The sequence below is a fragment of the Streptomyces sp. NBC_00273 genome (assembly GCF_036178145.1).
In the GTDB taxonomy this organism is placed as follows: domain Bacteria; phylum Actinomycetota; class Actinomycetes; order Streptomycetales; family Streptomycetaceae; genus Streptomyces.
Genome location: NZ_CP108067.1, coordinates 6,102,082 through 6,126,576 on the forward strand (window position 1 = coordinate 6,102,082; position 24,495 = coordinate 6,126,576).

Annotated in this window: 22 protein-coding genes and 1 tRNA gene; 15 read left to right on the forward strand and 8 right to left on the reverse strand. The window is 71.4% G+C overall.

The features are described from left to right. Positions 1-43 precede the first annotated feature (43 nt). Genes OG386_RS26920 through mycP form a run of 3 tightly spaced genes read left to right on the forward strand, consistent with a single transcriptional unit; the run spans position 44 to position 3,249 of the window. Complete coding sequence (locus OG386_RS26920; RefSeq protein WP_328790253.1) at positions 44-595, forward strand: hypothetical protein; 552 nt, start codon at positions 44-46, stop codon at positions 593-595. Continuing rightward, a complete protein-coding gene (locus OG386_RS26925; protein ID WP_328790254.1) occupies positions 595-2,049 on the forward strand; it encodes a WXG100 family type VII secretion target in 1,455 nt (484 codons plus the stop codon). Before OG386_RS26920 ends, OG386_RS26925 begins: the two co-directional genes overlap by 1 nt. A gap of 21 nt (positions 2,050-2,070) precedes the next feature. Then, positions 2,071-3,249: a type VII secretion-associated serine protease mycosin gene (mycP, locus tag OG386_RS26930; RefSeq protein ID WP_328790255.1), complete on the forward strand. Its 1,179-nt coding sequence runs from the start codon at positions 2,071-2,073 to the stop codon at positions 3,247-3,249. 82 nt (positions 3,250-3,331) lie between these two features. Here mycP and OG386_RS26935 read toward each other — a convergent pair whose 3' ends face one another. Both OG386_RS26935 and OG386_RS26940 read right to left on the reverse strand, forming a co-directional pair. Continuing rightward, positions 3,332-3,769, reverse strand: coding sequence for a hypothetical protein (locus OG386_RS26935; RefSeq protein WP_328790256.1), 438 nt, complete (start codon positions 3,767-3,769; stop codon positions 3,332-3,334). A gap of 345 nt (positions 3,770-4,114) precedes the next feature. Beyond that, positions 4,115-4,186 (reverse strand) — tRNA-Cys (locus OG386_RS26940). Positions 4,187-4,366: 180 nt separating this feature from the next. Between OG386_RS26940 and OG386_RS26945 the strand changes: the two genes are divergently transcribed. The 6 genes from OG386_RS26945 to OG386_RS26970 all read left to right on the forward strand — a co-directional run bounded on the left by OG386_RS26945 (position 4,367) and on the right by OG386_RS26970 (position 10,491). Beyond that, positions 4,367-5,854 (forward strand): MFS transporter, encoded by a 1,488-nt coding sequence (locus tag OG386_RS26945; protein ID WP_328790257.1) that lies wholly within the window; start codon positions 4,367-4,369, stop codon positions 5,852-5,854. Positions 5,855-5,924: 70 nt separating this feature from the next. Beyond that, positions 5,925-6,125 (forward strand): hypothetical protein, encoded by a 201-nt coding sequence (locus OG386_RS26950; protein ID WP_328790258.1) that lies wholly within the window; start codon positions 5,925-5,927, stop codon positions 6,123-6,125. Continuing rightward, the gene (locus tag OG386_RS26955; RefSeq protein WP_328790259.1) at positions 6,122-6,535 is read left to right on the forward strand and encodes a type II toxin-antitoxin system death-on-curing family toxin; all 414 of its coding nucleotides are present in this window, start codon (positions 6,122-6,124) and stop codon (positions 6,533-6,535) included. Before OG386_RS26950 ends, OG386_RS26955 begins: the two co-directional genes overlap by 4 nt. Before the next feature lie 136 nt (positions 6,536-6,671). After that, entirely contained in the window at positions 6,672-8,456 is a 1,785-nt protein-coding gene (locus OG386_RS26960; protein ID WP_266595976.1) for a DEAD/DEAH box helicase, read from the forward strand. A 419-nt stretch (positions 8,457-8,875) separates the two neighbouring features. Further along, positions 8,876-9,517, forward strand: a complete 642-nt coding sequence (locus OG386_RS26965; RefSeq protein ID WP_007264382.1) for an IclR family transcriptional regulator — start codon at positions 8,876-8,878, stop codon at positions 9,515-9,517. A gap of 176 nt (positions 9,518-9,693) precedes the next feature. Beyond that, on the forward strand, positions 9,694-10,491 hold the full coding sequence (locus tag OG386_RS26970; RefSeq protein WP_328790260.1) for a S16 family serine protease: 798 nt from the start codon (positions 9,694-9,696) through the stop codon (positions 10,489-10,491). On the opposite strand, the gene OG386_RS26975 is transcribed toward OG386_RS26970, so the two are convergent. The 3 genes from OG386_RS26975 to OG386_RS26985 all read right to left on the reverse strand — a co-directional run bounded on the left by OG386_RS26975 (position 10,421) and on the right by OG386_RS26985 (position 13,177). After that, the gene (locus tag OG386_RS26975; RefSeq protein WP_405787377.1) at positions 10,421-11,761 is read right to left on the reverse strand and encodes an MFS transporter; all 1,341 of its coding nucleotides are present in this window, start codon (positions 11,759-11,761) and stop codon (positions 10,421-10,423) included. The two genes, OG386_RS26970 and OG386_RS26975, sit on opposite strands and share 71 nt — an antisense overlap. Before the next feature lie 245 nt (positions 11,762-12,006). Next, positions 12,007-12,606, reverse strand: coding sequence for an ArsR/SmtB family transcription factor (locus tag OG386_RS26980; RefSeq protein ID WP_328790261.1), 600 nt, complete (start codon positions 12,604-12,606; stop codon positions 12,007-12,009). 91 nt (positions 12,607-12,697) lie between these two features. Further along, positions 12,698-13,177 (reverse strand): Lrp/AsnC family transcriptional regulator, encoded by a 480-nt coding sequence (locus OG386_RS26985; protein ID WP_328790262.1) that lies wholly within the window; start codon positions 13,175-13,177, stop codon positions 12,698-12,700. A gap of 141 nt (positions 13,178-13,318) precedes the next feature. Here OG386_RS26985 and hppD point away from each other — a divergent pair, with 141 nt between their 5' ends. Further along, positions 13,319-14,473, forward strand: a complete 1,155-nt coding sequence (hppD, locus tag OG386_RS26990) for a 4-hydroxyphenylpyruvate dioxygenase (RefSeq protein WP_189737413.1) — start codon at positions 13,319-13,321, stop codon at positions 14,471-14,473. A gap of 159 nt (positions 14,474-14,632) precedes the next feature. Here hppD and OG386_RS26995 read toward each other — a convergent pair whose 3' ends face one another. Next, the gene (locus OG386_RS26995) at positions 14,633-16,144 is read right to left on the reverse strand and encodes a tetratricopeptide repeat protein (RefSeq protein ID WP_328790263.1); all 1,512 of its coding nucleotides are present in this window, start codon (positions 16,142-16,144) and stop codon (positions 14,633-14,635) included. A 96-nt stretch (positions 16,145-16,240) separates the two neighbouring features. On the opposite strand from OG386_RS26995, the gene OG386_RS27000 reads away from it, so the two are divergent. After that, entirely contained in the window at positions 16,241-17,623 is a 1,383-nt protein-coding gene (locus OG386_RS27000) for an FAD-binding oxidoreductase (protein ID WP_328790264.1), read from the forward strand. A gap of 74 nt (positions 17,624-17,697) precedes the next feature. Here OG386_RS27000 and OG386_RS27005 read toward each other — a convergent pair whose 3' ends face one another. Continuing rightward, the gene (locus OG386_RS27005) at positions 17,698-18,177 is read right to left on the reverse strand and encodes an SsgA family sporulation/cell division regulator (RefSeq protein WP_328790265.1); all 480 of its coding nucleotides are present in this window, start codon (positions 18,175-18,177) and stop codon (positions 17,698-17,700) included. 257 nt (positions 18,178-18,434) lie between these two features. On the opposite strand from OG386_RS27005, the gene OG386_RS27010 reads away from it, so the two are divergent. Continuing rightward, positions 18,435-19,997, forward strand: a complete 1,563-nt coding sequence (locus OG386_RS27010; protein ID WP_328790266.1) for an RDD family protein — start codon at positions 18,435-18,437, stop codon at positions 19,995-19,997. Positions 19,998-20,110: 113 nt separating this feature from the next. Beyond that, positions 20,111-20,854 (forward strand): RDD family protein, encoded by a 744-nt coding sequence (locus tag OG386_RS27015; RefSeq protein WP_328790267.1) that lies wholly within the window; start codon positions 20,111-20,113, stop codon positions 20,852-20,854. Between the two features lie 71 nt (positions 20,855-20,925). Here the strand turns inward: OG386_RS27015 and OG386_RS27020 are convergent, their stop codons facing one another. Continuing rightward, positions 20,926-21,231 (reverse strand): hypothetical protein, encoded by a 306-nt coding sequence (locus OG386_RS27020; RefSeq protein ID WP_328790268.1) that lies wholly within the window; start codon positions 21,229-21,231, stop codon positions 20,926-20,928. A 484-nt stretch (positions 21,232-21,715) separates the two neighbouring features. On the opposite strand from OG386_RS27020, the gene OG386_RS27025 reads away from it, so the two are divergent. Further along, the gene (locus tag OG386_RS27025) at positions 21,716-24,070 is read left to right on the forward strand and encodes an immune inhibitor A domain-containing protein (RefSeq protein WP_328793373.1); all 2,355 of its coding nucleotides are present in this window, start codon (positions 21,716-21,718) and stop codon (positions 24,068-24,070) included. A 112-nt stretch (positions 24,071-24,182) separates the two neighbouring features. Then, positions 24,183-24,494 carry a hypothetical protein gene (locus tag OG386_RS27030; protein WP_328790269.1) on the forward strand — a complete coding sequence of 104 codons (312 nt, stop codon included), beginning with the start codon at positions 24,183-24,185 and terminating at the stop codon, positions 24,492-24,494. Position 24,495: the final 1 nt, after the last annotated feature.

Consider the following 24,495-nt stretch of genomic DNA (forward strand, 5'->3'; position numbering starts at 1 on the left):
AGCGGCGGAAACGCCGCGCCCGCGGGGAGACGGGGAGGCCAACGTGGCAGAGGACATCGGGGCGAGCCAAGTAGCAACGGCCCTCACGCTGGGGATCGCGGGCCCGGTGGGCGCAATCGCGGGGGCGGCCTACGGCGCTGCCACTGCGGCGCTGCGGTTCGAGTTCGACTCGCTGAGCGAGTACAAGCGCATGGTGGACTCGCTCTTGGACGACCTCACCGGCTCCGACGCGGACCACAAGAAACTGGCGGACGACAAACTGCCGGCCAGCAAGCTCGGTAAGGGCTTCGCGGAGGTCGACGCGCTGTTCAAGTCGTACGACACGGTCGTCACGGAGCTGCAGAAGCTCTCGAAGGGGCTGGCGGAGACGATCGAGGCCCTGGGCATCGCGGTCTTGTCGGCGGGCAACAACTACGCCGGCGTGGACGAGGAGACCAAGCGGCGCATGGTGGCCATCGCCAAGCAGGCGAAGGAGGAGTACGTGCTGGAACGCGACCCGTGGCCGGAGGAACAGCGCCGCCTGAAGGAGTCCAACCAGCCGCCGGCGTCCACGACTCCGACCCCGTCGCCCAGCACGTCGGGAGGTAACTACTGATGGCAACGGATTTCGAAGGCTTCACGCATCAGCAGATGCGGGACATGAGCGCCTCGCTGGACCCGACCTCGGTCCAGACGCGGGCCGATCAGCTGAAGAAGGCCGCCGAGGACATCAAGAAGATCGGCGAGGCGCTCAAGAAGCACGTCGTGTCCGGCTGGGAAGGCGAAGGAGCCGACGCCTTCCAGGAGTGGGTGGGCCGCGCGGGCAACGCGACGCTGCGCCTGGGCGAGTACAGCGCCAAGGGCGGCGAATGGATGGGCAAGGTCGTCCAGACGATGACCGAGGCCACGAAGATGACCGCCGTCGACGCGACCGCGACCGAGAACCTCGCGGCGGCCCTCAAGTACCACAACGACCCGGACTCGGCGAAGGCCCGCTCGGAGGCCCAGGCGACGCTGGACGCGGATCACCGCGAGGCGGTGCGGCTGATGACCAACCTGGCGCAGTCGTACCAGGTGTCGTCGGACGAGATGAACAAGGCGACGATCCCGACGTTCCCGCCGCCGCCGGCGGTGCTGTTGCCGCAGAGGAACGACTTCTCAACCGACATGGCCCGGCCGGGTAGCAGCTCTGGAACGGAGAGTTACGCAGGAAGCCCCTCGCACTCATCGCCGACACACGGTGGAGCGACCGGTTCTTTGAACGAGCCGGGACGGGCTCCGGGGGCCCAGCCGCAACCGGACAACACTCTGCCGACGACGACTCCGCCCGTGCCGGTGACCCCGGACCGGGACGTGGAGGTCGACCTCGACACCGTTGGCACACTGCCTCCGAACCAGACACTTCCGCCGGTGACGACGGCACCTGGTGGCCCGCTGCCGACGGGCCCCGGCGGTACTCCCCCCGGCCCCTTCGTGCCGCCCATGGCGGTCCCGCCGATCAGTGGAGTGAAGACACCGGGCCTTCCCGGCGTCTTCGGCCCCGGCGTCCCCGCCCCGGGCACGACCGGCCCCCTCGGTAAGGTCGGTGGCATGCCACCGGGCCTGCCCCCGCGTGACCCCGGCATCATGGGCGGCCGCCAGGTGACTTCCACCGGCCCCGGCTTGGGTATCCCGCGTGGCACGGTCATCGGTGAAGGCGCCCAGGCGGGCCGCCCCATGGGCGGCGGGGCTATGGGCCACGGTGGCGGTGGTTCCCTTGGCAGCCAGGGAGGCCTCGCTGCCGGACGTCGACTGGCCTCGGAGCCGGGAGGTGTCGTGGGCGGGCGCCAGACCGGTGCGGTCGGCCGCCCGGGCGTGGGCGGTCAGACGTTCACCCAGGGCGGTTCGGGTCTCGTGCGCAATGGCGCCAGTGGCGCGGGCATGGGCTCCATGGGCCACGCGGGCGCCGGCACGCAGCAGACCCCGGGTAGGCGACGGAACGACCAGGGGGGCGAACGCCCCGACTACCTGGCTGAAGACGAAGAGACCTGGCAGGGCAGCCGTCGTGTTGTCCCGCCGGTGATCGACTGAGCAGAACGGACAATGCACGGGATGCGCATGCGCAAGGCGACCTCGGCCCTGGTGGGTCTCTTGCTGGCCGGGGTCGCCGCGACCCCGGCCCATGCGGAGACCATTCGATCGCAGCAGTGGCATCTCGACGCCATGAAGGCTGATGACATATGGAAGGTCAGCACGGGCAAGGGCGTAACCGTTGCGATCATCGACACCGGCGTGGCCAAGATTCCGGAACTGGACGGCCAGGTTCTCCCGGGAAAGAACTTCGCGACGTCGTACGGCGGTGACGAGCGTTCCGACTACGACAGCCATGGCACGACCATGGCTGCGCTGGTCGCTGGTTCGGGAAAGCATCCGAGCGGCGATGGATCGTTCGGATTGGCGCACGGCGCCAAAATCCTTCCCATTCGAGTTCCGAACGAAGAGAGCCGGAAGACCCCATCATGGGTGGCTGCCATTCGATACGCGGCAGACTCGGATGCCAAGATCATCAATATCTCTCTGGGTCTGGACGGCACACCCGAAGATGACCAAGCCCGTCGGGAAGCGGTGAAGTACGCGCTCTCCAAGGGGAAGCTGATCTTTGCCGGCGCCGGCAACGACGGTGATACGACCAATCCGGTCCTCTACCCGGCCGCAACCCCCGGAGTGGTGGGCGTTGGAGCGACGGGCGTCAACGGAGCAGCGACCAAGGAGTCGCAGCACGGTCCGCAAATTGACCTGTCGGCCCCGGGCGACGAAATGGTCACGGCCTGCGCAGGCAAGTCGGGGCTGTGCAAAACCCATGGCACCAGTGACGCCTCCGCCCTCGCCTCCGCCTCCGCCGCCCTCATCTGGTCCGCCCACCCCGACTGGACCAACAACCAGGTTCTGCGCGTCCTGCTGAACACCGCCGGCAAGCCCACCGACGGCGTCGAGCGCAACGACTACATCGGCTACGGCATCGTCCGCCCCCGCATCGCGCTGCAGACCCCCGGTGACCCCGGCCCGGCCGATGTCTACCCGCTGCCCGACCTCGCGGCGGCGGCGGACGCGGGCAAGAAGCCCTCCGCGTCCTCCGACGCCAAGGCCCCCGACGCGGCCGCGTCCAAGCCCGCGGCACAGGCCGAGGAGAAGAAGAGCGGCAGCGCGCTTCCCTGGATCGGGCTCGGTCTGGCAGCCTGCGTGCTGATCGGTGGAGCGGTGACCGTGGTCGTCGTACGACGCAACCGCTGACCCGGTCGACTCCGGCCCGCAGCAGACCGCCCCGTCAGGCCGTTGGCCTTGCGGGGCGGTGCGCAGTGCGTGGCGTGGTCGCCTACTTGATGTTCAGCGGGACCGTGTCGCCTTCGCTGACGCTGTCCACCGCGATGGTCCTGGAGAACGTTTGGGGCTGCTTGCCCGGCGCCTTACAGGTGACATCGGCCGTGAGGTTGAACGGCGAGTCCAGCGGGGCGTCGAGGCTGATGGGGCCGAACGTCGCCCTGCGGTTGACCGGGTTGTTGGTGGGACCCGACCCGTCGTCCTCATCGCTGTCCAGTGTTACCCGCGTGGGGACGGAGTTGTTGGGGGCCGGGAACGCGTTCTTACAGGTTACTTTTCCGCTGAAGTTCACCGTTCCGACGAGGGGTGCCGCTGAGGCCTGACCGGCCGTCAGGAGACCTCCGGCCAGCACGGCGGCGACGATCGGGGCCACGGCCGTGAGGGCGCGAGACCTGCCGGAGGTACGGGACATGCGGGACGTGCGCGTAAACATGGGACCACCTGCCCGTTTGGCGTACGAGTAGTTCTGTGGAGGCCGACCCTGACGCCGACACGACAGGCGTGGCATTGGATATCGCCAGGTTTCGCGGGGTCGTCCGTGAACGGGGCCGGGGTTCGGCTGCCGCGCGTTGACCAGCTGATTCGGCAGCCCCCAGCCCTTACCCACCACATTCCTACAGCGCCTCCAGGCCCGCAACCGGAACGGTTTCCCCGTACCGCGCTGCTATTCCCGGGGAATTCGGGGACCCGCTGACCTCGCGCCGTTCGTACAGGCGGGGTTGTCAGGAAAGGGCGAAGGCCGCCCAGGGGTGCGCCTGCCCCTGGACGGCCCGCCGCGAAGCCGTGACCGGATTCGAACCGGCGTAACCCGCTTTGCAGGCGAGTCCCTCAACCACTCGGGCACACGGCTGTGTGGTGGTGACGTGCATGACGCTACGGGGGCCCGCGGGGCCGGGGAAGGGATCTGCGGACCGTGCAACGCGACTGCCACGCCGCGTTCACAGTCCGGCGGACCTAGGTCTCAGGGACGAGGGCGGGATCCGTCGAATTGACAGGGGCCATCCTCATCTACGCCCCTTACTCTGGTGCGATGAGCGCCCTTGAACCCCGTGTGCCGCAGAGAACCGCACCGATCCCGCCCCCACCTCGGGGCGGGATCCTCGGGCCCGCGTACCGGGCGCTCAGCATCGGGATCATCTCCGTCGTCTTCCTCATCGCCTTCGAGGCCACCGCCGTCGGCACGGCCATGCCCGTCGCCGCCCGCGAGCTGGAAGGGATCGGGCTCTACGCCTTCGCCTTCTCCGCCTACTTCACCACCAGCCTCTTCGGCATGGTCCTGGCCGGCCAGTGGGCCGACCGGCAGGGGCCGCTGCGGCCGCTGACCGTCGGGATCGCCGCCTTCGCCTCCGGGCTCGTGATCTCCGGGACCGCCGGGGTCATGTGGGTGTTCGTGCTCGGCCGGGCCGTGCAGGGCTTCGGGGGCGGGCTGGTCATCGTCGCCCTGTACGTCGTCGTCAGCCGGGCCTACGAAGAGCGGCTGCGGCCCGCGATCATGGCCGCCTTCGCCGCGAGCTGGGTGGTCCCCTCGATCGTCGGGCCGCTGGCCTCCGGGACGGTCACCGAGCACCTCGGGTGGCGGTGGGTCTTCCTCGGGATACCGGCGCTGGTCGTGGTCCCCCTGGTGGTGGCGCTGCCCGCGATACGGCGGACCGCGTCCGGGCCCGTGGACCCCGACGCCCCGCCCGTGGCCTTCGACCGGCGGCGGATCCGGTTGGCCCTCGCCATCTCGGTGGGGGCGGGGCTGCTCCAGTACGCCGCCCAGGACCTGCGGTGGCTGTCGCTGGCGCCGGGCATCGCCGGCGCGGCCCTGCTCGTGCCCGCCGTACTGGGGCTGCTGCCGCGCGGGACCTACCGGGCGCGGCGCGGGCTGCCGTCCGTGGTGCTGCTGCGCGGGGTCGCCGCCGGGTCGTTCATCGCCGCCGAAACCTTCGTACCGCTGATGCTGGTCACCCAGCGGGGGCTGAGCCCGACGATGGCCGGGTTCTCGCTCGCGCTGGGCGGGGTGACCTGGGCGGGCGGCTCGTGGGTGCAGTCACAGGGGCGGACGGCTCCCTACCGGCAGCCGCTGATGGTGACCGGGATGGTGCTGGTGGCGCTGGCCATCGCCGCGGCGCCCGCCGTGCTGATCGAGTCCGTGCCGGTGTGGACGCTGGCGCTGGCCTGGGCGGTCGGCTGCCTCGGCATGGGCCTGGTGATCGGCTCCACGAGCGTGCTGCTGCTCCAGCTGTCGGCGCCGGAGGAAGCGGGCTCCAACTCCGCCTCGCTGCAGATTTCGGACGCGCTGGCGAACGTCGTGCTGCTGGCCGGCGGGGGCGCCGCGTTCGCCGCGCTGGGCGGTGGGGCCGTCGGTGCCTCGCACGCCCTGACGGAGGGCGCCTCGACCTCGCACCCGGCCGCGTTCGCCGCGGTGTTCCTGCCGATGGCCTGCGTGGCGCTGGTGGGGGCTTGGGTGGCGACCCGACTGGATCCCGCCAAGGTTCCCGCCAAAGTTCCCGTCGAGGTTCCCGTCGGGGAGTGACCGCCCGGGCCCGGCGGGCGCCGGGGAATCCGGGTGCGCCACGACCGGCTGCCGCACTACCGTTCCGCCCATGAACGAGCTGATCATCAGACTCTCCGACGCCGAGCGCGCGGAGTGCGCCGACCTCGCCGACGCGACGGGCCGGTCGCCCGAGGAGCTCGTGCTGGACGCCGTACGGGCACTGCTGCGGGCCGAGCGCGACCGGGTCGGGTCCGAGGCGCTGCGCCTCGCGCAGCGGCACGCGCCCCTGCTGAAGCGGCTCGGCGAATGAGCGCGCCCACGGCCCCGGTGCGCCACCTCACGCTCGCCGAGGTCCTCGACCTGGCACGGCACGCCTGCCTGGCCCAGGACCAGCCCGTCGAACTGCGCGCCCCCGGGCTCCTGCAGTCGGCGGTGCACCGGCCACGCGCCCGCATGTTCGGGACCCCCGCCTACGAGGACCCGTACGAGCAGGCCGCCGCGCTGCTCCACGGCATCGCGACCAACCACCCCCTGGTCGACGGGAACAAGCGCACCGCCTGGCTCGCCGCGGCGACCTTCCTCGCCGTGAACGGCGCCGATCCGGGCGACGTGGACCAGGAGGCCGCTTACGCGCTGGTCATCGACGTGGCCGCCGGGCACGAGAGCGACGTCGCGCGGATCGCGGCCCGGCTGCGGGCACTGCTCGCCCCGCCGATGTGACGCTCGCCGCACCCGCCGAGGTCACGGGCCTGTCCCTCCGCGAGGGGCGGGCCCGGGCCGGTAGGGTGGCCCGGTTGTCCTACGTACGACTGCCTGCCACCCGTACCAGATACGCCGAGAGCACGAACCGGAGACCGTGACTACTACCGCCTCCCACCATCTCTCACCCGCCTTCCCCGGCCGTGCCCCTTGGGGTACCGCCAACAAGCTGCGCGCCTGGCAGCAGGGGGCGCTCGACCGCTACATCCAGAACCAGCCGCGGGACTTCCTCGCGGTCGCCACGCCCGGCGCCGGCAAGACCACCTTCGCGCTCACCCTCGCCTCCTGGCTGCTGCACCACCACGTCGTCCAGCAGGTGACCGTCGTCGCGCCGACCGAGCACCTGAAGAAGCAGTGGGCGGAGGCGGCGGCCCGGATAGGCATCCGGCTCGACCCCGAGTACTCCGCCGGACCGCTCAGCAAGGACTACCACGGCGTCGCCGTCACCTATGCCGGTGTCGGCGTACGGCCGATGCTGCACCGCAACCGCTGTGAGCAGCGCAAGACCCTCGTCATCCTCGACGAGATCCACCACGCCGGTGACTCGAAGTCCTGGGGCGAGGCCTGCCTGGAGGCCTTCGACCCGGCGACCCGGCGCCTGGCCCTGACCGGAACGCCCTTCCGGTCCGACACGAACCCGATCCCCTTCGTCACGTACGAGGAGGGGAACGACGGGATCCGACGGTCCTCCGCCGACTACACCTACGGCTACGGGAACGCGCTCGGCGACGGCGTCGTCCGGCCGGTCATCTTCCTCTCCTACAGCGGCAACATGCGCTGGCGGACCAAGGCCGGCGACGAGATCGCCGCCCGGCTCGGCGAGCCGATGACCAAGGACGCCATCTCCCAGGCCTGGCGCACGGCGCTGGACCCGCGCGGCGACTGGATGCCGAACGTGCTGCGCGCCGCCGACCAGCGGCTGACGGAGGTCAGGAAGGGCATCCCGGACGCCGGCGGCCTCGTCATCGCCTCCGACCAGGACTCGGCGCGCGCCTACGCCAAGCTGCTCCGCGAGATCACCGGCAGCAAGGCGACCGTGGTGCTCTCCGACGACACGGGCGCGTCGAAGCGGATCGACGAGTTCAGTGAGGACGGCAGCCGCTGGATGGTCGCGGTCCGGATGGTGTCCGAGGGCGTCGACGTACCGCGCCTCGCGGTGGGCGTCTACGCCACCACCATCTCGACGCCGCTGTTCTTCGCGCAGGCCGTCGGCCGGTTCGTGCGTTCGCGCAGGCGCGGCGAGACCGCGTCGGTGTTCCTGCCGACCATTCCCTACCTCCTCGGCTTCGCCAACGAGATGGAGGTCGAGCGCGACCACGTCCTCGACAAGCCGAAGAAGCAGGGCGAGGAGGATCCGTACGCCGAGTCCGAGAAGGAGATGGACGAGGCGAACAAGCAGGAGGACGAGGACACCGGCGAGGACGAGCAGATGTCCTTCGAGGCGCTGGAGTCCGACGCGGTCTTCGACCGGGTCCTCTACGACGGCGCCGAATTCGGCATGCAGGCGCACCCCGGCAGCGAGGAGGAGCAGGACTACCTCGGCATCCCCGGGCTGCTGGAGCCGGACCAGGTGCAGATGCTGTTGCAGAAGCGGCAGTCGCGGCAGATCGCGCACAGCCGCCGCAAGCCGGACGCGGACGCGGACCTGCTGGAGCTGCCGGCGGACCGGCGGCCCGTGGTCTCGCACAAGGAGCTGCTGGAGCTGCGCAAGTCGCTGAACACGATGGTGGGCGCCTACGTCCACCAGAGCGGGAAGCCGCACGGGGTGATCCACACGGAGCTGCGCCGGGTGTGCGGCGGTCCGCCGAGCGCCGAGGCGACCGCGGGGCAGCTGCGCGAGCGGATCAAGAAGGTGCAGGAGTGGGCCACCCGCATGCGGTGAGCTCCTACGAAGCGGGGGACGGGGTCCGTGCGGAGGTTCGCACGGACCCCGTCCGCGCGTGGGCGCATCCCCCCCCCGGAGCCGGGTCGGAGCCGGGCCGGAGCCGAGCACAGTCGTTTGAACATGCTCGGAGCAATGGGCGGGTAAAGGCGTCCTGTGGCAATCGAGGTCACGAATTGACACCGACGCCGATCAGGAAACGGCACAAACAGGTAGCGCGCGCCCGGATTCTGGACGAGCCCTTCCGCTGAGCGGACCTGCTCGCTAATGTCCCCGCATCAAACGCACCGTGGCAGCGCCGCCGCGGGAGCGCAGCCGGTGCAATGGCCGCTACCGGCGGCCTCTCCGTGCGTCGCCGCGGGACCGGCGACGTGCCACCCCGAGAGTCACCGCCGCTCACCGAAAGAGGGAGAGGCGTCGTGACCGCGGAAACCTCCCAGACTCTCGACAGAGGGCTCAGAGTCCTCAAACTGCTCGCCGACACCGACCACGGTCTGACCGTCACCGAGCTCTCCAACCGCCTCGGTGTGAACCGCACCGTGGTCTACCGGCTCCTCGCCACCCTCGAACAGCACGCCCTGGTCCGCCGCGACCTCGGCGGCCGGGCCCGGGTCGGCCTCGGAGTGCTGCGGCTGGGCCGACAGGTCCACCCGCTCGTACGCGAGGCGGCCCTGCCCGCGCTGCGGTCCCTCGCCGAGGACATAGGTGCCACCGCGCACCTGACCCTCGTCGACGGCACCGAGGCGCTCGCCGTCGCCGTCGTGGAGCCGACCTGGACGGACTACCACGTTGCCTACCGGGCCGGCTTCCGCCACCCGCTGGACCGCGGGGCAGCCGGGCGGGCCATCCTGGCCGCCCGTCAGGGCTCCCTGATCGAGCCGGGGTACACGCTGACCCACGGAGAGCTGGAAGCGGGCGCCAGTGGCGCCGCCGCGCCGCTCGTGGGCATCACCGGGCTGGAAGGCAGCGTCGGCGTCGTCATGCTGGCGGACGCGGTGCCGGAGCGGGTCGGGCCGCGGGTGGTCGACGCGGCGCGGGAAGTGGCCGACGCCCTTCGCTAGGCCGCGGGCTCGGCGGATCCGTGCCGGGTGCGGCGCTGTGGCCGGGGGCGCTGCCCCCGGACCCCCGCGCCTCAAACGCCGGCGGGGCTGAAAGAGCGCCTCAAACGCCGGCGGGGCTGGATCGGTCGGCGGGGTGGCCCGGCAGGGCCGGTGGGGTGGACGGATAGATTGGGCGGGTGCTCTCACGCCTCACACGTCTGCCGCGTCCCGCCGCCCTGGCCGTCTGCGCCGTGCCCGTGCTCGGGCTGTTCGCCGCCGCGGCCTTCGCGCCGCTGCCCTTCGTGGTCGCCATTCCCGGGCTCACGGCCGACGTCCTCGGCTCCGACCAGGGCAAACCGGTCATCACCGTGACCGGCGCCCCGGTCCGGGACACCAAGGGCGAGCTGCGGATGACCACCATCCGGGCCACCGGTCCGTCCTCGACCATGAAGCTGCACGAGCTCATCGGCCACTGGTTCAAGACCGATCAGGCGGTCATGCCCCGGGAGGCCGTCTACTCCTCGGGCGGAAGCGACGAGGAGATCGAGAAGCACAACCTGGAGGAGATGACCAAGTCGCAGTCGGCCGCCACCGACGCGGCCCTCGGCTTCCTCCACAAGGACCCCAAGGACGTGAAGGTCGACCTCAACCTCGCCGACGTCGGCGGCCCGAGCGCCGGGCTCCTCTTCTCCCTCGGCATCGTCGACAAGCTCGACGGCGACGGCAGCGGAGGCGATCTCACCGGCGGTCGCAGCATCGCCGGTACGGGCACCATCACCGCCGACGGCACGGTCGGCGCGGTCGGCGGGGTGGCCCTGAAGACCCAGGCCGCGCGGCGCGACGGGGCGAGCGTGTTCCTCGTACCGAAGGCCGAGTGCGCGGACGCCCTGTCGGAACTCCCCGAGGGGCTGAGGTTGGTCCCCGTCACCTCGCTGACGGATGCGGTGAACTCTCTTCGCGCGCTGAACCGGGGAGAGCCGGCTCCGTCCTGCTGACCGCCGGCGCCGGGTCCAGTCCGCGCCAGGCCGGGAAGACCATCGGGGCGAGCGTCGTCAGCAGGTACGTGCCGCCGAACAGCAGCAGCGCGGTGGTGACCCCGAACCCGTCGACCAGCAGGCCGGCGGCGAGTCCGCCCAGCGGCATGGTCAACTCGCAGCCCGCCGTGGCCACGCCCGAGACGCGGCTGCGCAGCGCCTCCGGCACCTGCTCGTACATCACCGTGGTCAGGATCGGATTGAGCATGCCCGCGCCCAGGCCGGCCAGGGCCATCGTCACCGCGAGCGGCAGGGTCGTGTCGGTGAGGGCGGCCACCACGTACCGGGTCGCCCCGGAGAGCAGGAAGGCCGCCGTGAACACCGCGCGGCGCGGGAAGCGCTCGCCCCACATCCCGTAGAGCAGGGCGCCCAGCAGGGCGGAGCCTCCGAAGAGGGAGATCATCAAGCCGATCGCGGCCGGGCCGCCGAGGTCCTCCCGGCCGTGCACCGGCAGCAGGACCGAGGACCAGCCCTGGTCCAGTCCGTTGGTCATCATGACCATCACCGTGACGCCCAGCAGCAGCCGGGTACGGGTCATGAAGGCCCAGCCCTCGGCGAGTTCGGCGCGGTAGGCCGTGAAGGACACCTTCCCGGTCGTGCGCAGCGGTTCGGCGGCCGGCACCCCGCGCAGGAAGACGGCGACCAGCAGCGCCGACGCCCCGAAGGTCGCCGCGTCCAGCAGCAGGACGGTCTCGGCGCCGCACACCGCGATGAGCAGGCCGGCCACCGCGGCCCCGATCATCCGGGCGCCGCGCGAGACCGCGTCGTAGAGGCCGGCGGCCCGGGCGATGGTGGTGCCGGCGTGCTCGGCGAGATTGGGCAGCAGGACGGCGCGGGCGGTCAGGCCCGGGGTGTGCACCAGGCCGCCGACGGCCATCAGTGCGCACAGCATCCAGAACTCCAGCACGCCCGTGTGGTGCAGCAGTGGGATCGCGCCGACCGACAGGCCGCTGATCAGGTCGGAGGCGACGGAGACCCGGCGGCGGCCGATCCGGTCGATGACCGGTCCGCCGACGAGGGCGGCCACGATGACGGGCAGGGTGGCGCAGAAGGCGACGACCCCGGCCCGGCCGGCGCTGTCCGTGGTCTGGAGCACGAAGATCGGGACGCCGATGAGGGTGAGTGAACTGCCGGCTATGGAAATGGTGTTGGCGGCCAGTACGCCGACCAGGGGGCGCCGGTCCGTACGGCGCTCCGCGCGGGTCGGCTCGTCGGGATGTAAGGCGTGCACGGTGGACTCCTCGCATGGTGTGTTCGGTGGTGTGCGGCTCTGCCCTGCCCGGGCGCCCCGGCGGGGGCGGGCCCGTCCGCGCTAGGCCCTGTCGTCAAAGTCCCGTCGGGCCCGCGACGCCCGGCACCGCACCTGGCCGCGTTGTCGGGGCACCCGAGTACGTCCAGTACACGGGCGCCCCTCCGCCTTGCCATGCACGGCACCGGACGCCGCGGGCTCGGCCGACGCCACTTTGACGACAGGACCTAGTCCGACGTCCCGCGCGGGAAGGCGTGCGTGTGGAAGCGGACCGCCTTCGTCTTCTCGGAGGCCGGCAGGTCGCGATAGCTGTTGATCAGGTCGTGCATCTTGTGGATCAGCTCGTGGCTCTGCGCGGGGGTCAGGTGCAGGGTGAAGTCGCTCATGTCCGCGCCGCGCCGCCACTCCGTGGGCCAGTCGTGGGCGTTGCCGAGCCAGGTGCTCAGCTCCTGCGTGTGGATCGTCGCGATCTCGTGCAGGAAGAGGTCCGCCGCACCGCGCACGGCCGGGTCCTCGTCGAGCGTCAGCGTCTCGTCGAACGCCGTGCCGTCGTACACGGCCCGCCACCAGCGTTCGCGGCCCTTGCCGTGCTCGGGCGCGTCCTCGACGAACCCGTGGGCCGCGAGCTGGCGCAGGTGGTAGCTGGTGGCGCCGCTCGACTCCCCGAGCCGGTCCGCCAGTTGGGAGGCGGTCGCGGGGCCGTCGTGGCGCAGCGCGCCCAGCAGGCGGATGCGCAGCGGGTGGGCGAGGCCGCGCAGTGAACGGGCGTCGAGCGTGCGGACGTTGGGCTCTACGGGGCCTACGGGTTCTACCGGCTTCTCGGGCATGGCTCGACGATAGGGTTGCAAAGAATTCTGTGCAAGGGTTTCTTTGCAACCTCTTCTTTGTAACCCCTTCTTCGGATCCTCGGCCGGGGCGTCAGTCCCGGGTGTCGTCCTCCGCGGCCTGCTCCACCAGCGGGATGATCCGCAGCGGTACGGGGTTCTCCATCACGATCGCCGTCGAGGCCCGCACGATCCCCTCGAAGCCGACGACGCGGTCGATCACCCGCTGGAGGTCGGCATTGGACCGGGCCACCAGCCGGCACAGCATGTCCCCGTGCCCGGTGGTGGTGTGCAGCTCCAACACCTCCGGCACCCCGTTCAGGTGCGCCCGTACGTCGGCCCCCTGCCCCTGCTTGATCTCCAGCGTCGCGAACGCGGTCACCGGATACCCGAGGGCCGTCGGGTCGACCTGCGGGCCGAACCCGCGGATGACCCCGTTCGACTGGAGCCGGTCCAGCCGCGCCTGCACGGTCCCGCGGGCCACTTTGAGCCGCCGCGAGGCCTCCAGGACCCCGATCCGCGGCTCGCGGGCGAGCAGGACGATGAGCCGGCCGTCGAGTTCGTCGATGCCCATGGATGCCTCCGGGTGCCCACGCGTGCCCGTGGGTGGTCATAGTGCACAGATGTTTCAACCAGCGTGTGGTCATCCTGGGCAGTTTGTACAGTCAAACTGGAAACTATTGCGCAGCTTGTGGATCGGCGGGACTCTGCGCTCATGACTGAGTCCCTGGCGAACCTCGAAACCACCCCGCACACCGCGCGTGAGGCCGACCCCTTCCCCGTGAAGGGCATGGACGCGGTCGTCTTCGCCGTCGGCAACGCCAAGCAGGCCGCGCACTACTACTCGACCGCCTTCGGCATGAAGCTCGTGGCCTACTCCGGACCGGAGACCGGCTCGCGCGAGACGGCCAGCTACGTCCTGACCAACGGCTCCGCGCGCTTCGTGCTGACCTCGGTCATCAAGGCGACGACCGACCACGGCCGCTTCCTCGCCGAGCACGTCACCGAGCACGGCGACGGCGTGATCGACCTCGCCATCGAGGTCCCGGACGTCCGCGCGGCGTACGCCTACGCCGTCGAGCAGGGCGCCCGCGGGCTGGACGAGCCGTACGAGGTCAAGGACGAGAACGGCACGGTCGTGCTGGCCGCGATCGCGACCTACGGCCAGACCCGCCACACGCTGGTCGAGCGCGGCGACTACACCGGCCCGTACCTGCCGGGCTACGTGGCCGTCGACCCGATGGTCGAGCCCCCGGCCAAGCGCACCTTCCAGGCCATCGACCACTGCGTCGGCAACGTCGAGCTCGGCCGGATGAACGAGTGGGTCGCGTTCTACAACAAGGTCATGGGCTTCACGAACATGAAGGAGTTCGTGGGCGACGACATCGCGACCGAGTACTCGGCGCTGATGTCCAAGGTGGTCGCGGACGGCACCAAGAAGGTCAAGTTCCCGATCAACGAGCCGGCGATCGCGAAGAAGAAGTCGCAGATCGACGAGTACCTGGAGTTCTACAACGGCCCCGGTGTCCAGCACATCGCGCTGGCCTCGAACGACATCGTCTCCACGGTCCGCTCGATGCGCGCGGCGGGCGTCCAGTTCCTGTCCGTCCCGGACACGTACTACGACACCCTCGGCGAGTGGGTCGGCGACACCCGCGTGCCGATCGACGAGCTGCGCGAGCTGAAGATCCTGGCCGACCGCGACGAGGACGGCTACCTGCTGCAGATCTTCACCAAGCCGGTGCAGGACCGCCCGACCGTCTTCTTCGAGATCATCGAGCGGCACGGCTCGATGGGCTTCGGCAAGGGCAACTTCAAGGCCCTGTTCGAGGCGATCGAGCGCGAGCAGGACAAGCGCGGCAACCTCTAGCCTCCGGCTCGACCCGCAGCTTTCGACGCGCTGCGCGGTGCACCGCTCCGGTGCACCGCGCAGCGGGTCTGCACGACACGGCCCGAGGGGGGCCCGGCGCCGCACCCGTTCCCGGGTGCGGCGCCGTCGTGCTTTCCGGAGTCCCGCCCCGTACCGCCGTCAGCGCCCCGTCGGCTTGGGGGACGGCTTCGGGGACGGCGTCGGCGTCGGCGTCGGCTTCTCCGCCTTCGGGAGCTCCGGCTCCACCCACGGAGCGGTCGGCCGGACGTTCTCCGGACCCCCCGGCGGCGGCTGCGCGATCGACGCCAGGGCCTCTTTCGCCACCGGCGCGCGCAGCGGCGAGAAGTGCGGGTTCGTCCGCATCGCCTCCTGGAAGTGGCGGCGGGCCGCCTCCTCGTCACCGAGGCCGCGTTCGATCATCGCCCGGTGGAAGGCGAAGTCGGCGCTGCGCAGCCCCGGCTCCATGGCCTTCTTCGCGTACTCGAGCGCCGCCGCGTCCTCGCCGGCCTGGTGCAGCGCCCACCCCAGCGCGTCCGCGACCTGCACGCTCTTGTGCCGCGACCACTCCTCCGACAGGCGCCGCACCGCCGCCGTCGCATCCCCGTGGTCCGCCTCGTACAGCCCGAGGAGCACGACGTCGTCGACCCCGTTCCTGCTGTCCCGGGCCACCATCGTGGTCAGCGCCCCGTACTGGGCGCGCGCCTCCGGTCCCCGCCCCAGCGAGTCCAGCAGCTCGCCGAGCTCCCGCGCCAGCTGCGGCACCGCCGACCGGCCCAGCGCCAGCCGGTAGTCCCGTACCGCCTCGCCACCGCGCCCCAGGGCGGCCAGCGCACGGGCCCGGCCACCGAGGGCCTCCGCCTGCGCCGGATCCGTCCGCAGCGCGCCCTCGTACTGCCGCAACGCCTCGGCCGGGTCGCCCCGCTCCCACGACAGCTCCCCGAGGCGCAGCAGCGCGTACGCCTTCTCCGCCGGGGTCCTCGCCGCACCCGCCGCGTGCTCCATCGCCACCACCGCGTCCTCGCGCCAGCCGCGGTCCCGGTAGACCTGCGAGGCCCTGACGTACGCGGCCAGGCCCGGCCGCATGTCCAGCAGCAGCTCCATCGCCTTCTGCGCGGCCTTGTAGTCGCCGAGCCCGGTGTACGCGTCCACCAGCACCGGGTACGCCGTCCACCGCTTGGGCGCCTGCGCCCGTACGAGCTCACCCCACTTGCGGGCCGTCCCGAAGTCCCGCCGGGCATTGGCCAGCGCGCCCATGCCCGTCATCGCGTCGAAGTTGCCCTTCTCGGCCGGACGGCCCTCCAACGAGCGCTTCAGGGCCTTCTCCGCCTTCGGGAACCAGCCGGAATCGGCCGTCCGCCGCGCCTGTTCGAGGTACGCGGAGCCGAGCACGGCCCACGAGGCGTCATCGTCCGGATGCGCCGCGAGCCACTTCTCCCGGTCCGCCACCAGCGCCGTCAGGTCCACCGCCGACGCGGGCGCGCCCATGCCCACCGCCGACGCGGCACGCTCGCTCGGCTCCGGCGGACGGGCGTCGTCAGCGGTCCTGGCAGGCCGGATCAGCAGGGCCCCGGCGATCAGGACCACGGCGACCGCGGCCGCCACGAGCGTCTTGCGGCCGGTGAAGGTCACGGGCGGCGCCGGCGTCTGCGATTCCTCGTCGATACGGTCCATGGGGTCACTGTGCGTCAATATGAAGAGCTCGCCGAGGTGTCCGAAGGGGGGCGCGGTCGTGTTCACACCGATGGCCCCGGCTGCCACGCTGGACCCATGGATGACGATCTCTTCGCACGTCTGCGGGCCCGCCTGCTCGAAGGGCTCCCCGCCGAAGCCCTGCTCACCGATCCCCAGGTGACCACCTCCTACGCCACCGACATGGCCAGCTTCTGCGCCGCCGGCACCCCGGCCGCCGTCGTCCTGCCGCGGACCGTGGAACAGGTCCAGCACGTCCTGCGCACCGCCACGGCCCTACGGATCCCCGTGGTCCCGCAGGGCGCCCGAACGGGCCTGTCGGGCGGCGCCAACGCCTCCGACGGCTGCATCCTGCTCTCGCTCGTCAAGATGGACCGGATCCTGGAGATCAGCGCCGTCGACCGGATCGCCGTGGTCGAGCCGGGCGTGGTCAACGCCGTCCTCTCACGTGCCGTCGCCGAACGGGGCCTGTACTACCCGCCCGACCCCTCCAGCTGGGAGCAGTGCACCATCGGCGGCAACATCGGCACCGCCTCGGGCGGCCTGTGCTGCGTCAAGTACGGGGTCACCGCCGAGTACGTGCTCGGCCTCGACGTGGTCCTGGCCGACGGGCGGCTGCTGCGCACGGGCCGGCGTACCGCCAAGGGCGTGGCCGGCTACGACCTCACCCGGCTCTTCGTGGGCTCCGAAGGCAGCCTGGGCGTGGTCGTCCAGGCCGTCCTCGCCCTGCGGCCGGCGCCGCCCCGACAGCTGGCGCTCGCCGCCGAGTTCCCCTCCGTCGCGGCCGCCTGCGAGGCCGTCTGCGCCGTCATGGAGGCGGGCCTGACCCCCTCGCTGCTGGAGCTGATGGACCGCACGACCGTCCGCGCCGTCAACGCCCTCGGGAAGATGGGGCTGCCCGAGGCCACGGAGGCCCTGCTGCTGGCCGCCTTCGACACCCCGCACGCCCCCGAGGACCTCGCGGCCGTGGGAGAGCTGTGCACGGCCGCCGGGGCCACCGCCGTCGTCCCCGCCGAGGACGAGGCGGAGTCCGAATTGCTGCTCCAGGCCCGCCGGATGTCCTTCCCCGCGCTGGAGGCGCTGCGGCCGGCGACGATGATCGACGACGTGTGCGTACCGCGCTCGCGGCTCGGCGAGATGCTGGACGGTACGGCCGCCATCGCCCGCGCCCAGGACCTGCTCATCGGGGTCTGCGCGCACGCCGGGGACGGCAACACCCACCCGATCGTCTGCTTCGATCCCGCGGACGAGGACGAGACGCGGCGGGCCCGCGAGTCCTTCGGCGAGATCATGGCGCTCGGCCTCTCGCTGGGCGGGACCATCACCGGCGAACACGGGGTCGGCGTGCTGAAGAAGGAGTGGCTGGCCCAGGAACTCGGCCCCGTGGGGCTGGAGATGCAGCGGGCCGTCAAACAGGCCTTCGACCCCCTCGGGCTGCTCAACCCCGGCAAGCTCTTCTGACGCCGTCCGCCGCGTGCGGCCGGGGTGGAGGCGGGAGGGGTGGCCGGGCCCGGTGGGCGTGCGGTCGCCCGGCATCACAGGTCCCCGTCCGCCGACTCGTCCGACGGCCACGGGTCGCGCAGCCACAGGTCGTCGGCCGGGGTCGGGGCGAGCAACTCGACCAGCGCGTCGTCCAGGCCCAGTCGCTCGGTCTCGGTGCCGGGCGGAACGACGCGCAGCGTGCGCTCCAGCCAGGCCGACACGGAGCCCGCCGGGGCCTCCAGGAGGGCGTCGCCGTCGGGGGAGGTGAGCGCCATGCAGAGCACGGCCTTGTTGTCGACCTTCGTGGGCCAGATCCGGACGTCGCCGTGGCCGCAGGGGCGGAAGACCCCCTCGACGAGCAGCTCGCGGGCGAACGTCCAGTTGACGGGGGTGTTCGAGCCGGTGTGGAAGGTGATGTGGACGGCGTACGGGTCGTGCGTCAGGTAGATGAGCCGTGCCGGGACGGGGATGCTGCGCTCGGGGGACAGGACCAGCTTCAGTTCCAGCTCGCGCTCGATGACGGGGTGGTGCATGACGGCCTCACTTCGGTTCGGTGCGCGGGGCCGGACGGTGCCCCGCACCCGGAGAGAGCGGCAGTGTGCCCGGGTATGACGCGACTTCGGGCAGCGAACCGGAGATTGGCCGGTTTCGTTCGACTGACTGAAAACCGTCGTGCAGGGTGACGTTCGCTCGTTTGCTTGGATTCTCCCGTTACCGGACCTGTCGGGGGGCGGTTCTTGGCTATGGTCCTCCCTTGCACAAGCCTCAAGCCACGATCGGAGTTGGGGACATGACGGCCTCCCCTGGTGACGGCGAGCACGCGGCCCGCGAGGGCTACTACCCGGATCCGTCCATCCCGGGGTACATCCGCTACTGGAACGGAGCGGCCTGGGTTCCCGGTACGAGCCGCCCTGCCCCGCAGCCGGCACCTGTCGCGCAGGCCGCCCCCGCCGCCACGCCCGCCCCCGCCGCCACGCCCGCCGCCCCCGTCGCACCCGCCGTCCGCGGCGGGCACCCCCTGCGCGCGGACGAGACGGGACCGGTCTTCCTCGACGAGACCTCCATGACCGAGGCGCTGCCGGAGCCGGCCCCCGCCCCCGTGCACGCCCTCGCTCCCGAGCCCGTGGTGTGGCAGGCCGATCCCGTGCACCAGGCCGGCTTCGGCGGGCCCCGCGACCACCGGGTGTCGTGGGGCAGCGCGTCGGATCCGGAGCCGGCTGCGAAGTCCGTTCCACAGCCTGCTCCGCAGCCCGAACCGGAACCCGAACCGGAACCGGAACCGTCCCCGCGGTCGGCGGGCATCTCCCTGGCCCGAACGGCGCCCGCGAGACCCGCCGAGCAGGCCGCCGCGGGGATCCTGTCGGCGCGTTCCCCGGCCGCCCCCGATCCGGCTCCGGCTTTGGCCACGGCGCCGGCTCCGGAGTGGCCCGAAGCCCCGGGGGCCGGCGGAGCAGGCGGGTCCGGGCTCACCTCCTGCTGGCCCGAGGCGGTCGCCGATGCACCGGCACCCGCTCCCGCGCCCGCCCCGGCTCCCGCACCCCCTCGGCCGCGCTCCGCCACCCCTGCCGCGCCCGCCACCCCTGCCGCGCCCGCCACCCCTGCCGCGCCCGCCGCCCCGGCCGTCGACCGGCCCGAGGTGTGGGCGCCGCGCCCCGCCGGAGTGCGCCCGAAGATCACGGCGCGGCCCGAGGCGCCCGCCCCGGCGGAAGCCCAGGCGCAGGCACAGGTGCAGGTGCAGGTCCAGGTCCAACTCCAGCCGCAGCCGCAGCCGCAGAGCCGGGACCCGCACGGGCCCGAAACGGACCGCCCCGGCGGCTCCGGCTCCGGCTCCCGCCCTACGGCGGCCCGTACGCCGCGGGAGGTGTTCGAGCGGATGGCCGAGCGGGCCGTGCGCCCGGCCGGGCTGCCGCGCCGGGCCGTGGCCCGCGCGCTCGACTCCCTCGTGTACGCCGCCGTCGCGGTGGCCGTGGCCCGGCCCCTCCTCCCCGAGGCCACCGTCCACGTCGAGGCCAAGGTGAACGCCGCCCGGGCGAGCGGCCGCACCACCACCGTCTGGCTCCTCGACGGGACCATCGTCAGCCTCCTGGGCCTGGTCCTCGGCGCCGTCCTCCTCTTCGGGATCCTCTACGAGGTGCTGCCCACCGCCCGTTGGGGCCGCACCCCGGGCAAGAAGCTGCTGGGCATCCGGGTCCTGGCCACCGCCACCCTGCGCCCGCCCACCTTCGGCGCGGCCCTGCGCCGCTGGCTGGTGTACGCCGTCCTCGGCCTCCCGGGCAGCCTCTGGTGCCTCGTGGACCGCCCCCGCCGCCAGGCCTGGCACGACAAGGCGGCCAGGACGTACGTGGCCCGCTGAGCGCGCGGGGGGAGGGCGCGGGAGGGCGTCCGGGACCGGGTCGGGCGCCGCCCCTCCCCCCGAACGGACGCGGTCCCGTTGCGGGGGTGTCGGAGCCGGGTTCGACTCGGGCCATGAGTACCGACCAGCCGCCGGGCCAGCCGCCCGAGGACGACCCGTTCCTCAAGAAGCCCCAGGAACCGACGCCTCCGGCGGGCGGTTCGCCGTACGGCTCGCCGCCCCCCGGAAGCGGCGGTCCGCCGCCCCCGCCCGGAGGCCCGCCCGGAGGCCCGGGCGGCGGCGGGGGATACCCGCCCCCGCCGCCCCCGTACGGAGGTGGCGGCGGAGACCCGTACGGCGGGAGCGGCGGCTACGGCATGCCCGATCCGCTCGCCGGGATGCCCCCGCTCGCCGACTTCGGCAAGCGGCTCCTCGCGCGCATCATCGACGTCGTGATCGTCGCCATCCCGCTGGCCCTCATCCAGTGGGCGTTCGGCGCGAACCGCTACCGGTACGACACCGACCGCGGCGAGGACATCGGCGATGTCTTCAGCAAGTCCTACAGCGGCAGCGGCCTGATCATGACCCTGATCTCGATCATCGCGTACGTCGGCTACGACTGGTGGTTCACCAAGAAGAACGGCCAGACGGTCGGCAAGAAGGCGATGGGCCTGCGCGTCGCGATGCTCAATGACGGCAGCGTGCCGAACTCCAACGCCTCCCTGACGCGCGCCGCGGTGCTCTGGCTGCCGACCCTGATCTGCTGCGCCTGCCTGTGGCCCATCGCGCTCGTCGTCTCGATCCTGGTCGACAAGCCGTACAAGCAGGGCCTGCACGACAAGGTCGCCAAGACCGTGGTGGTCCAGGCCACCAGCTAGGCATGACGCATCGCGACGCGGGCGGCCGTCCCTCCGGGGGTGGCCGCCCGCGCCGCGTGGGGCGTCAACCGTCAGTGGTGTACGGGGTGTTCGGTCGTCGCCGGCCGGGGCTCGGACGCCCGGACGGCCCCTGTCGCGCCCTCCGGGGTCGCGGGGGCCCCAGCGGTCGCGGCGGACCCCGTACGGGCCGCGTGGCGGCCACGGCGCCGCGGGATGGGCACGGTGAGTGCGACGAGCAGACCCAGGGCGAGCGCGGCGGCGGAGATGACCGCGACGCCGAGCCCGGTGCTCGTCTGCGAGAGCAGCAGCATGGCGATCGTCGACACGACGACCGTGGCGGACCCGTACGCGAGCTGTGCGGCAGTCGGACGCGGCATGGCGATATCCGTCCTCGGTGAGGGGAGGGGGAGTCGGCTCAACCTGTTCGCGCGTCAAGTGACTCTATGACGGGAGATGCCCGAGTCGGACCGCCGGTAAGCGTGACCTAACACACGGTGCCGGAGCACGGGGGGCGCACGGGATCATTTTTCGGGCGACGACGGGGGGATGTAGGAGGGGAGAAAGGGGGACGGGACGGACCACTCGCAGGGGCGGGAAGGGCCCTTCGCCCCGTATGGCTGCGGAACGTCCGGATAGCGGAACTCCCTGACCGCATAGTGCAGTTGTAAGGGTCAAGTCAAGGTCTGTCTTTTCTTGCTTCCCTCCGGTCAAATGTCGTCACTTGAGACGCGCGCCGCGCGGAACCCCCCGCTCCTATGGAGAAGTTCCGACCAACGTTGCGGCCGCGGGAGGGGAACACATCAAGTGACCAGCAATTCCGCCAGACGGCGTGCGATACGCGCTGCCGCCGTCACCGTGACCATGGCCGCTTGTGCGACAAGCGCCACCTTCTTCACCGTCACCGCGGCTCAGGCCGAGGGCAAGGCTCCGGCCGCCCCGGCGGCCGACCGGCAGGACCCGACGTCGCCTTCCAAGGTCGTCGAGCACGACCTCAAGGGCCCCTTCAGCGACCAGCAGGCCAAGCAGCGCGCGGCCGCCCTGGACCAGGTCCTGACCGGCAAGAAGGGCGTCGAGCAGCGCGGCGCCTCCAAGGTCGTCAAGCTGGACGACAAGAAGTACGTCGAGCTCGGCCGCGAGAAGACCGACAAGATCTTCACGATCCTCGTCGAGTTCGGCGACCAGGTCGACAGCACCACCATGTTCGACCCGGACGGCCCGGGCCCCAAGCCCGAGGTCCCCAAGTACGGCGGTACCCCCGGTCCGCTGCACAACCAGATCGCCCAGCCGGACCGCGCCAAGGACAACAGCACGGCCTGGCGCAAGGACTTCAGCCGTCAGTACTTCCAGGACCTGTACTTCGCCACGGGTCAGGGCAAGGACTCGCTGAAGACCTACTACGAGAAGACCTCCTCGGGTCGTTACTCGGTCGAGGGCGAGGTCGCCGACTGGGTCAAGGTCCCGTACAACGAGGGCCGTTACGGCTCCAACTACTGCGGCCAGACCAACTGCTCCAACGTGTGGGACACCGTCAAGGACGGCGTCACCGCATGGTCGGAGGCCCAGAAGAAGGCCGGCAAGACCGACGCGCAGATCAAGGCGCAGCTGTCCCAGTACGACCAGTGGGACCGCTACGACTTCGACAACGACGGCAACTTCAACGAGCCCGACGGCTACATCGACCACTTCCAGATCGTCCACGCGGGCGAGGACGAGTCGGCCGGTGGCGGCGTTCAGGGCACGACCGCGCTGTGGGCGCACCGTTGGTACGCCTACGGCACCGCGGCGGGCAAGACCGGCCCGGACAACAACAAGGCCGGCGGCACCCAGATCGGCAACACCGGCATCTGGGTCGGCGACTACACGATGCAGCCCGAGAACGGCGGCCTCGGCGTCTTCGCGCACGAGTACGGTCACGACCTCGGTCTGCCGGACCTCTACGACACCACCGGTGGCGGCGACAACAGCGTCGGTTTCTGGTCCCTGATGTCGGCCGGTTCCTGGCTCGGCAAGGGCAAGGACTCCATCGGCGACACCCCGGGCGACATGACCGCCTGGGACAAGCTCCAGCTGGGCTGGCTGAACTACGACACGGCCAAGGCCGCGACGAAGTCCACCCACAAGCTGGGCGTGTCGGCGTTCAACACCAAGGACAAGCAGGCGCTGGTCGTCGAGCTGCCGAAGAAGCAGGTCAAGACCGAGGTCGTCAAGCCGGCCGAGGGCTCCACCCAGTGGTGGAGCAACATGGGTGACGACCTCAAGAACACCCTGACCCGCTCGGTCGACCTGACGGGCAAGAAGTCCGCCGCCCTGTCCCTCAAGGGCTGGTGGGACATCGAGGCCGACTACGACTACCTCTACACCGAGGTGTCCACGGACGGCGGCGCCACCTGGACCGCGCTCGCCGGCACCGCCGACGGCACGGCCCTCCCGGCCGACGCCTCCGGCAGCCCGTCGCTCACCGGCGTCTCGGGTGCCTGGAAGAACCTGAACTTCCCGCTCGACGCTTACGCGGGCAAGAAGGTCGACCTCCGCTTCCGCTACCAGACGGACGGCGGCGCGGGCGGCAAGGGCTTCACGGCCGACGCCATCTCCCTGACCGCTGACGGCTCCGCGCTGTTCACCGACGGCGCCGAGAACGGCGACAACGGCTGGACCGGCAAGGGCTTCTCGCGCATCGGCGCCGACTTCTCCAAGGAGTACGCGCAGCGCTACATCGCCGAGAACCGCCGCTACGTCTCGTACGACTCCACCCTCAAGGTGGGCCCGTACAACTTCGGCTTCGGCAACACCAAGCCGGACTGGGTCGAGCACTACCCGTACCAGGACGGTCTGCTCATCTGGCAGTGGGACACCAGCCAGAAGGACAACAACACCAGCGTCCACCCGGGCCAGGGCCTGATCCTGCCGATCGACGCCAACGCCAAGCCCATGAAGTGGGCGGACGGCACCCTGCTCCGCAACAAGATCCAGCCGTACGACGCCACCTTCAGCGCGTACTCGACGGATGCGATCACCCTGCACAAGAACGGCGAGGAGCTCTTCCTCAAGCCGAAGCCCGCGAACCTGGTCTTCGACGACCACAAGGGCAAGTACTACTACGACGAGAACCCGACCGGATCGGTGAAGGTCACTGACACCAACACCAAGATCAAGATCCTGAAGGAGACCTACGACGGTGAGGTCATGACCATCGAGGTCGGCCCCTCCTCGAAGTAACTCGGTAAAACCGCAGGTCAAAGCATGATCGGCCGTCGCCCTCTAGCGGGCGGCGGCCGATCGCGTTTAGATGCCCGGTACGAGTGTCTTATTGACGGGGGAGATGACAGCCATGCCAGGCGGAGGTTTCGTGAGATTGCCGGGCGGCAGTGTGGTGGTTGCGCTCATGCTGCCGAGGCCGTCCGGAGAAGGTGGAAATGTCCGCGTGCTGGTGCACGCCGCGAACCGGGCCCGCGCCCTGACCAGGCTGCGGAACCTCGGAATGCGGGCGGTGTACCTGCGGGGCAACGCGCACCCGCCGACCCCGGACGAGGTCACGGCCGTCCTGCACCATCCGGACGGCCTGCTGTGGCGCGGCGCCCCGGACCGGGCACAGGAGCTCTGGCACCCCATCCGGGCCCTGCTGGGCACCCAAGCCGGCTAGG